The organism is Methanospirillum sp. (genome assembly GCF_035406105.1).
Classification (GTDB): Archaea; Halobacteriota; Methanomicrobia; order Methanomicrobiales; family Methanospirillaceae; genus Methanospirillum.
Window position 1 is genome coordinate 15783 of record NZ_DAONKG010000008.1, and the last position, 9311, is coordinate 25093.

Here is a 9311-nt window from a genome sequence, read left to right on the forward strand (position 1 = left end):
AAAAATGGTCTGAATTGAAATTTATGAGTTTTGCTGGATTTTTCTTTCAGTTGTTGAATCACTGGTTGACTGTGTAACTTTATTAATGATTGCCTGAGCGGAATCGGTTGGTTGTGTAACTGCACTATGCGGGGTTGTCGGATAATCCAGTTTGTTCTGATCAGAAGTTGAGACATTGCTAGCATTATCTGTTGATTTGTTGGTTGTATTAACCAGACCCTGTTGTATCTGTTCTGCTGTCAGTGGTTTGAGTCCAACTATAGACCGGAGTTCATCAAGTGTACAGATACCGAGTGTTGATAAAATCTGAACTTCCTTGATCTTTTCAAGACGTGATGTACCTAATTCATAATCTATTTTTATATCAAGGTACTGGACAGGATATGCCGGATTTATCTCAAGTAATTTTAATTTGATGATTTCAAGAATGAGATTTCCAATTTTTTTGGCGATTTGAACCACTTTTGTGCTTGTGTATGTTGAGATAACCAGTTCACTGGCAAAGTTGCTACCGGAAATTCCCTTAACCACGGATCTGGGAAGATTAATCGCACTGAACACGGCATCATTCATCTGTTCCATCAGTTCATTAGCAGACATATATGACGCGGTTTTTGGCTCAACATGCTCGATGTTTATGGTATCCAGTGTGATATAGGCCTGATCCGGGGATTTGCTTGAGATCTCGTTTTTATACTGGCTGATAAATGCTTCTGCCGCTGCCTGTGCCTTTCTCATTCTTTGCTCGTTACTGCCCTGATATAATCCGGTATTAAAGGATTCAGCACTAATTTTATGATGTTCACGCGGGACGTTTTTTGCACGCCATAATGCATCATTTGCCATTAAAATCCGTTTGAACCAAACCGGTATAACTGCACGACGAAGCGGACTGATAGAATAAATCCCATAAGTTAATCTGTTTTTGGAATCCTTGACATTAATCGGGACTTCCCTGAATTTAATAATCCTGAAATTGTCTTTTTTAAATGTTTTCTGAGTTGGTTTTCCTTCATCAAGAACCAGAATGTTCGCTTCTGTAATAACACTGTCGAAATCATCGGATGTTGATATATTCTGGCTTATTCTTTCTGTTTTATCCACAATGGTAACCCTGTCGTTGGGTAATATAGTTAAGGAATAATCCTTGTTGATCAGAACATAGAGATTGCCATGGATATACAGAATGGAGCCGAACTGTTCAAAGAGATTTTCAATATGTGATGTCCGTGCTATCCAGTTTGCTGTATCAACCATTTCATCAAGTAAACTCTGATTATATGTGTTATGAATAGTTGCTTCTGACCGGATCTGGTTTTTGGAAGAGACTGTAAAATCAGTCGGGATATTCTCTATGGTATCTGGAAGATTATCTGTTTCTATGTTGTCAATAAGAATAAAATGTTTGAAGCTTTCCCTGCACATAACACTGAAACTGTCAACAGCAGATGCAATTTCAGGATCAATTATATACAGATTTTCAAGTAATTCTTCCCTTCCCATCTCATGAAAATTTGAATTTCCCATGAGATATCTGACAAAATTGGTACTGTTTGATTGATTTTCTGCAACTCCTCCTGCCGAAACATTCACGATATTCCATGGCGCAGCACCAAACCGGAACCGCTGTATCCGTGCCATGTTATAACTCCGTGATTACAACAGAATCCACTACTTCTTTATTTAAAAACACCTGTTTTAATGTTTTCGGGAGTCTGCATGTACAATCTATTACATTCTCCTCGGAATGACCATCTTTATATTTAATCAACACTTTCATAGTTTTTATATTGTAAATTTCTTCTATATATAAATTTAGGTTATATTTATAAATGATAATCTGGTGATATTTAAATGTATTGTGTTTAACCCGATGAAAATCAGATAATCCCGATCATCCCCACGGGCTTGAATGAACCGTATAAGTCCTGCATGTTGGCGTCAAGATACCAGATACAGTTTGCTACCGGATCAGCAGAATCTTTTCCTCCGCGTGGTGGGTGATCTATCCGGATTTTGCCACTTGGAAGTCGTTCTTTTGTTAACTGTTCACATTCACGGCGGAGATGTTCATCATAGGTAATGTCCAGACTTAAAGGACTGGCACCTTCCTGAATCTCAAACCATTTTCCATATGCTTCCGCGTCTGCATGATGCTGAATTGGCTGAAGCCCGTAATCATACTCAACCATCTCAAGGATTTCCGGATATTGGTATGTGTCATGGATAAATCCAATTATGTTCATTTCATCAAGAATCAATGAAATAATGTTTTTGATATCGGATGGTTTAATGAACGCATCTTTTTCACCGGGTTTTTCATATTTGGTAACCCCGTCAATCCTGATATAATCTCCTCTTCGCCATCCGAATGCCATACCGAATGAATCATTCTTTACTGCAGGATCTATGGCAATAACCCGTGGAATATCCTTGACTTCCGTATCAAGACTTATTATATCGGTTTTTAAGAGATTTGGAATGGTGTGGTTTAAGCGAACTCCTCCGGGAAACATCATAGTGCTGCTTACATCCGGACGATTCGCAAAATATTTCCAGAATGCTTCCATATTATACTTATATTCTTCCCGGAGACGCTCTTCTGACACTTCAGGATTTGGATTGACTTCCCATGTACAATATTTGTAGGCTAATGCATTCGGTTTTTGGGTAGCATCGTAATATACACGTGCCATCATCCCGTTTGTATAATCCAGTGAAGAAATGCTGATGATTTTTCCGGCATTTCCCAGTGTCATGGTTGAGTTAACCAGTTTGCGAAATACATTCTCTGCTGCAAGTTTGGAAGTTGTGTTATTCTGGAATAGATCTAATTCATCAAATAACACAGCTTTGCTTGTATATCCTGCTGCAGTATCAGCACGTGCTGCCTTTACCTGTGCAAAACACTTATTATAGTATGAATCGATACGACCATCTGAGTGAAACGTTAAATCGTAATGATGGTTAATCCATTCGGATTCTTCCAATGCTGTCTGCATCAGACTAAAGATACCATCAAGCGCCTGATCTTTTCCTGCTGCAATACATGTTACAGCAAGCGGTTGTTTCTTCATTAAATGATAATATCCTGCAGGATCATCAAGCGAAATAATCTCATGGAATTCATATGCTGCAATATGACCAACTACAACAGATTTTCCGGATCTCTGTCCGGAAATCCAAGCAAGTTCTTTATATTCGGGAAGGCTTGGGTTATACTTATGCTGATAAAACGTCCGGATGATCTCCTCTTGTTTTGGCCACATTCCTTTCCACCCAAGAATCTCCTTCATAAACCATATCGGGTCCTGTCTGATTCTTAAAACCGTCTTGGTATATGCCAATCGCTCATTTGGGGATAATTCATGGATAATCTTGGATACCACAATGATATAAATAAACTGGTTACCTTTATTTAAAAATGGTGGAAATCTGTATATAAAAGATGTTTTGATTAAATAATTCTGATTAAACAGGAATTAAATAAATGAGGTTAACTAAAAAGGGTTTTATTTAACAGGGTTTTATTTAACAGGGTTTTATTTAACAGGGTTTATTAAATTGGATTTATTAAATTGGATTTATTAAATTGGATTTATTAAATAGTATTATTTAAGTAGTTTGATTAACTCCGGGTTATCAAGTTTTTCAAGGACTTTTGCCTGACAATGCGGACAGAGTGTTCCACCGGATATCACATCTACCAGCATGTTAAAGTTTCCTTCGATATTGATGATTTTCATCTCACGTTCGGATTTCTGACCGGTTTTACCCTGATAATCCGTAATTTGTTTTATTGTCTCACGAAGTTCCTTACTTAATCTGGTTATCTGGTCAATCTTTACTCCATCGGTTTCATTTGCACGAATATCCTGAAAACACTCATAAACTGCACTGTATAATGTGGATAACTCGTTTAAGATAAAGTCCGGGCTTGAAAGTTCACGGGTTTGCCGGTTTGCCTCCACATCATGTATAACCATCAGCTCGTGGTGGTTAATATGTCTGTAGACCTCTTCAATGGTCATACCAAAGTTTGCTGCGATATCAGCAATGCCTACATTATTACCCTGATAATAATCACGAATCCATTTAACACCGATAGACCCGGCTTCACATATAGGACATGTTTCCCGTTTGAATGGATTCTGCCTTGATTGCTTTTGTATCTCTGTCATGTGGAACCTCACTGATGAATTCATCCAATGTTCTGTTCTTCTGTATGCTGCTTTGTGAAGAAGACTCGATATACTCACCAATCTTGCTTTCGTACAGTTGTACCAGATTTGAATATCCAAGATGTTCAAGGATATCAAGCATAAGATCATGTACTTCATCAACACTGATGGATTCCATTACCGGAAGCGGTTTGATGGACTCAACATCGATGATTTCGTATTCTTCAGACTTTGTATGAGAATTATATATATTTTTTATGATGCTCTTTGATTCTTCAATTGTGTCACATTTACAGATAAATTTTTCAAAATCACCATGACTTGCACAGATTACATATCCATCGGATTCTGTATCCTTCATTATCTTTAAGTCATCTATAACGGCAATGTTCAACACATTTAATGTCTTTTTACCATATGGATTGACGTATTCTTCTGATACAAGAAGTGCCATGATTAATACTTGACTGTAATTTTATTTAAGTATTTTGAAAAATAATTATTATATTAATATAATTGAACTTCATTATTTTATTAATTTATTGAGATTTTGGATGGTAGAAAGTGATTTATCGGTTCTGATTTGTTTAAATACAGGAAAACGAAGGGATTTTCCACATGGATACAGGGGAGAATCTGTTATTTCGAAGTAATCGATCTCCACGTAAATCCGGATATCAGGAAAGTGGATAGAACCATCAGATTTAACGACCTCGTATGGCTTAAGAATCTTATACAGGATCTCGAGTTCCGCATCAGTAAATCCGGTTCCCACCCTGCATACCGGGGATAGTTCATCATTATAGAGACCACTTAAAATGAAAGAACCGTAAAGATGAGAACGTTTTCCTTCCCCCATAACCGCTCCTGTTATAACAAGATCCATGGAATCGGTCTGTCGTTTCATCTTGATCCACTTTCGTTCATTCGGAATATATGGTTCAACATTATTCTTAACGATAATTCCCTCGTATCCGGATTTTAAAGCTTCCGAATAAGTATCGTACAACATGGATTTGTCAAACCGCTTCGATATGGTTATACCAGTGTTTTTCAGGAGATTTTCAAGTATTTCACGACGCTTTATATATGGTGTGTCGAGTAGTGATGTATTGTTTAAATAAAGGATATCAAAGATAACCGGGACTAATGATGTATGTTTTTTTACAGCATCCTGAAACTTCATATTCGGGCTGATCAACTCACCATCAAGTATAATGTTCTGAACATTTAATGAATTCAGGATTTTTGTATAGAATTCACCGGTTTCATATACTTTATAACTGATATCTTCAGGTTTTCGTGAAAAAATCTTCCATAAACTGTCTGATTTATGATACTGATGCCGAAACCCGTCGTATTTATATTCGATCGAATAATCTTCGGGATACTTTGAAATGTCAGTTGAATCGGCAAGCATACTCATAATTGGATTGAAGAGTTCCGGTCCCCGATATTGTTTATTAATAATTCTGGATATATCATGTATTATGAAATACTGGGATTTTGCATCAGTCTGTAATACCTCGGATAACGATTCAAGAATTGATACCTCTGAAATACCAATGTTTATGTTGTTTAATAAGATTTTCCGTATGTAATTTCTATGCTGGATATCTGTATTCATAAACAAAAACTGGATCAAATGAGCATTTTCAGTTGATGAATATGTAAATTGCTGAAGAATCTCATGAAACTTTTCGATAGTTATGGTTTCAGGAAACAGTGATGTTTGTGCAGATTTGAATTTACTGATTAATGAGGGACCAACATTTGTAACATAGTTATTCAGTAAGATATTCATGATGATTATAAGATCAGCAGAATCCAATGTTTTTAAATAATTGATAAGAATCTGCTTTTTAACAATGCGTGAACCGGTAGTGCTGATAGTATGCAGGGTCTGGAAAAATGATTCTATAGAATCTGACATATTATTATATTAGACCTGATAATACTTAAATTATTAGTTAATCAGGATTTAATTGAATTAGCATGGGAGAAAAGATAGGATTCCCATGCCGGACATTGTTGGGTGTTATGCAAAGAGGAGAGCATGTTCTTTGCACATACATCTGATTTTAATGTATTTAATAGTTTTTAAAAAAGTTTGGTTTTATATTATATCGACATTAAATTGTTAAACAATTGTACTGGACATTTCGGGTTTAAAATATTTAAATAGTGGCAACAACCCGTAGGTATGTGCAGTTACAACACAACAGGATGATATCAAAAGGGAAGATTCACACCTTTCCTTTCCTTCATTTTGTTGAGAGGTTTTTCCTGTATTGTTTTGTCTGGAAATCCGTTATTTTCGGATTTTAACAAATCAGAAGAGTTATTGAAGATTTGTTAATTGTTTAAAAGAGTGAGAAAGGGAAAGGAAGAATGATAAGAGTTATGGTCGGTCGATCACCCAAGGTTTTGATATGAGTTTACTGTTTGATGACGTATTCAAATGCCAGATTTACATCTTCATCGAGGATTGTCTTACGTCCGGCATGCTTTGCAATTTTTTCTGACACCTCAACAATGTTATAAATGATGTTCTGAATACCTTCCGTTGCTGCAATAATAGCAGAGATTGATATGCGCGTCTCTGATTCGGTCTTGTCTTTAAACATCCGTCTGATAGGTGCTTTTGGAATACTGCTCATTTGTGCTCTCCGCAGTTAAAAAACTGCAATATATGGTTTGATATTTAGATATAAAAATATTGTGATGCATATTGCTCATTAAATGCATCCTTTATATTGCTGTTTTTGGGAGTGATAAAAAGACATACAAAGTCGCGGCGGATTCCTTCCCCGTCATAAAACGGAAATATGCCGTAATTTCGCATTTTATCCCAGAATATTTTTTTGAAATTGTTTTCGTTGTATTTTCCGAACGACACAGCATATTTCGCTTCCCATATTGTCATGTCTGTAAGGCGCATTTCACTGATTAGTTCATCTGTTAGTTTGGAAATCAGTTTATCATAATATTTATATTTGAACATATGTTTTTCAAGATTTTCCGAAGTCGGATCGATCCTGAAAGCCCGTAGATTTAAACTTATTTTTCCAATTTCCCCGTCTTTAAATGTAAGTTTCTTATCGAAAAAGGTTTCATCAAAGTCCAGTTCATTAAAGCGGACGGGGGTTATCTGGGTAAATGGTTTGAAATGGATACCGTCAGGAACGTTTGGATTGAAGATTCCAAGATACGGGAACCATTCAACCATGACATTGAACCGGGGATCTGGATTTTCAACATCCATACAGACATTCACGAAGAGTATGGCGATGATAATACCTGCTATGGTAACATACCCGCCTTCATATCCATATTCCCACCAAATGTGATGCCCAATATACCAGAATACAATAACAATTATAAGTGCATAGAGTAACATGGATATGTATTGTACTTCATAGTATAAAAAAGTATGTGTGATGAATATAGATTTCACACTTTATTTATATTTGGGTAATGGTGAGATGGAATATTTCACTTGTCCCGGTTCTGATAAAATTATTTGATTCATAGGTTCCGGTCTCGAACTGAATAGTAAATGTCTGTGGTGGTACAATGTCTTCAAGGAATCTCATAGGAATATCAAATGGATATGGCAGGTATCTTCCGGGTTTCTGCTGTTCAGAATTAGTGAACATTGTGGATTCGTTATCCTTGATTTTAACGAGATATCCATTGAATTTCATGCGGATCGCGTTGTTGGTGTCCGGATCGTAATCACGGAGAGCAAGGAAGAGTTTGCCATTGGTGGTTCCGACAAGTTCCATCCTGGTCATTTCAAGGGATTTCCGGGGATCGAGTGCTGCCTGTTCCGCAGTCTTTCCAATACCGATTATTTCAAAATTTTCTGACATGATTTGGTTCTCCTGTGGTTTAGTATCTTACACATTTACTGTTTGTAGGTGAGTTCCGGGAGACTTGAATCTTTATGGATTGCATCAAAGAACTCACGGACTTCCTTACCAAGTTCTGCATCGGTTTTATTACAATCACGGGCCGTTACGATGACATCCATTGCCTCTTTTGCAATGGTCAGATATTTCGTTGCTTTTTCATTTGTTTTAAAGTAGGTTATACCAACACCGATTAATGTAACGATGATGGTGATAACAGCAGTGTATAGTTCTTCCATGGTGTAACACCGTGTTTTATTGATGATTTACGTTAGATAAGCAAGATGTTTCGGCCAAATAGATTCTCACTGATGTTCCGGTATGATGATGTTGTTTCGGCCAAATATGGATGATGATATTGTTAAAATGTTCCGGTATTGTGATGGATGGGGCTGGGGTGCTGAAGATTCGGCCAAATGATGACTGGGGATGATAATATTGGTGATAATAGTGATATTGATGAATGAAAAAATGATGGTTAAGTTTATAATTGGATAATCAGATAACTGGGTTCGGCCAAATAAATCTGGTGGATAACGGAAAATAGTATGGAATTTTGTTATGGTATGTGGCAGGTTGTTAAATTATTTATGTTGATTTTGTAAAGAGGTTAAGATGGTTGACGAAGTTTATATAAGGGTAACGAGGCACTGTGAAGCGTGTGGAGAACTGATGAAAGGTGTGTATAAATGTGAGATACAGAGAGGAAGACATGTGTTTTGCAGTGTGGACTGCGCCAAGAAGTTCCGGAGGAGTAAACTGGTGCAATGGAGAACATGTCAAGGATGTGGCATGAGATACAAAGGGATACATGACGGGTATTGCTGTGAGGAATGTAAGGAAATGGATTCATATAAATGACATGGACAATTCCGGGATTCGGCCAAATGCTGAAGACTGATGTCAGCCGGGTACTATTTATTTTCGGCCAAATATTGAAATTGTTGAAAACTGGTACTTAGACACCTTCTAGGCAGATATTCATCTATGTTACCTATCTTTTTTATTTTATTACTCTTATATATTACTTGGCCAACTATATATTACCTTGAAAATCTAGAGATTAAGGGAATGACTCTACCAATAGATGGAAGGGTGTAACTAACTACTCCGGCCCGAACCCTGCAGGGAGTTGCAAGATATCCAGAGAGAGAGAGATAGAGAAGGAATTCAGAATAAAATTCAAAAAAAAAAAAAAAAAAAAAAAATTTAAAAA

Annotated in this window: 9 protein-coding genes; all 9 read right to left on the reverse strand. The window is 36.7% G+C overall.

Annotated elements, in window-relative coordinates; translation table 11 throughout:
* Nucleotides 1-21 precede the first annotated feature (21 nt).
* The 9 genes from PLA23_RS00905 to PLA23_RS00945 all read right to left on the reverse strand — a co-directional run bounded on the left by PLA23_RS00905 (nt 22) and on the right by PLA23_RS00945 (nt 8334).
* Nucleotides 22-1641, reverse strand: a complete 1620-nt coding sequence (locus PLA23_RS00905; RefSeq protein ID WP_324329277.1) for a hypothetical protein — start codon at nt 1639-1641, stop codon at nt 22-24.
* A gap of 239 nt (nt 1642-1880) precedes the next feature.
* Nucleotides 1881-3296 (reverse strand): hypothetical protein, encoded by a 1416-nt coding sequence (locus PLA23_RS00910; RefSeq protein ID WP_324473621.1) that lies wholly within the window; start codon nt 3294-3296, stop codon nt 1881-1883.
* 315 nt (nt 3297-3611) lie between these two features.
* Nucleotides 3612-4181 (reverse strand): hypothetical protein, encoded by a 570-nt coding sequence (locus PLA23_RS00915; RefSeq protein ID WP_324329275.1) that lies wholly within the window; start codon nt 4179-4181, stop codon nt 3612-3614.
* Nucleotides 4117-4635 carry a hypothetical protein gene (locus PLA23_RS00920; RefSeq protein ID WP_324473623.1) on the reverse strand — a complete coding sequence of 173 codons (519 nt, stop codon included), beginning with the start codon at nt 4633-4635 and terminating at the stop codon, nt 4117-4119. Before PLA23_RS00920 ends, PLA23_RS00915 begins: the two co-directional genes overlap by 65 nt.
* Before the next feature lie 72 nt (nt 4636-4707).
* Complete coding sequence (locus PLA23_RS00925) at nt 4708-6114, reverse strand: ATP-dependent DNA ligase (protein WP_324473625.1); 1407 nt, start codon at nt 6112-6114, stop codon at nt 4708-4710.
* Between the two features lie 505 nt (nt 6115-6619).
* Nucleotides 6620-6841 (reverse strand): histone, encoded by a 222-nt coding sequence (locus PLA23_RS00930; protein ID WP_324329272.1) that lies wholly within the window; start codon nt 6839-6841, stop codon nt 6620-6622.
* Between the two features lie 44 nt (nt 6842-6885).
* Nucleotides 6886-7581 carry a hypothetical protein gene (locus tag PLA23_RS00935; protein WP_324329271.1) on the reverse strand — a complete coding sequence of 232 codons (696 nt, stop codon included), beginning with the start codon at nt 7579-7581 and terminating at the stop codon, nt 6886-6888.
* Nucleotides 7582-7645: 64 nt separating this feature from the next.
* Complete coding sequence (locus tag PLA23_RS00940; RefSeq protein ID WP_324329270.1) at nt 7646-8056, reverse strand: hypothetical protein; 411 nt, start codon at nt 8054-8056, stop codon at nt 7646-7648.
* A 35-nt stretch (nt 8057-8091) separates the two neighbouring features.
* The gene (locus tag PLA23_RS00945) at nt 8092-8334 is read right to left on the reverse strand and encodes a hypothetical protein (RefSeq protein ID WP_324329269.1); all 243 of its coding nucleotides are present in this window, start codon (nt 8332-8334) and stop codon (nt 8092-8094) included.
* Nucleotides 8335-9311: the final 977 nt, after the last annotated feature.

Coding starts and splice junctions, on each gene's coding strand:
- PLA23_RS00905 (WP_324329277.1), bottom strand. CDS start 1,641: ATGGCACGGATACAGCGGTTCCGGTTTGGTGCTGCGCCATGGAATATC.
- PLA23_RS00945 (WP_324329269.1), bottom strand. CDS start 8,334: ATGGAAGAACTATACACTGCTGTTATCACCATCATCGTTACATTAATC.
- PLA23_RS00920 (WP_324473623.1), bottom strand. CDS start 4,635: ATGGCACTTCTTGTATCAGAAGAATACGTCAATCCATATGGTAAAAAG.
- PLA23_RS00915 (WP_324329275.1), bottom strand. CDS start 4,181: ATGACAGAGATACAAAAGCAATCAAGGCAGAATCCATTCAAACGGGAA.
- PLA23_RS00910 (WP_324473621.1), bottom strand. CDS start 3,296: ATGAAGGAGATTCTTGGGTGGAAAGGAATGTGGCCAAAACAAGAGGAG.
- PLA23_RS00930 (WP_324329272.1), bottom strand. CDS start 6,841: ATGAGCAGTATTCCAAAAGCACCTATCAGACGGATGTTTAAAGACAAG.
- PLA23_RS00925 (WP_324473625.1), bottom strand. CDS start 6,114: ATGTCAGATTCTATAGAATCATTTTTCCAGACCCTGCATACTATCAGC.
- PLA23_RS00940 (WP_324329270.1), bottom strand. CDS start 8,056: ATGTCAGAAAATTTTGAAATAATCGGTATTGGAAAGACTGCGGAACAG.
- PLA23_RS00935 (WP_324329271.1), bottom strand. CDS start 7,581: ATGTTACTCTATGCACTTATAATTGTTATTGTATTCTGGTATATTGGG.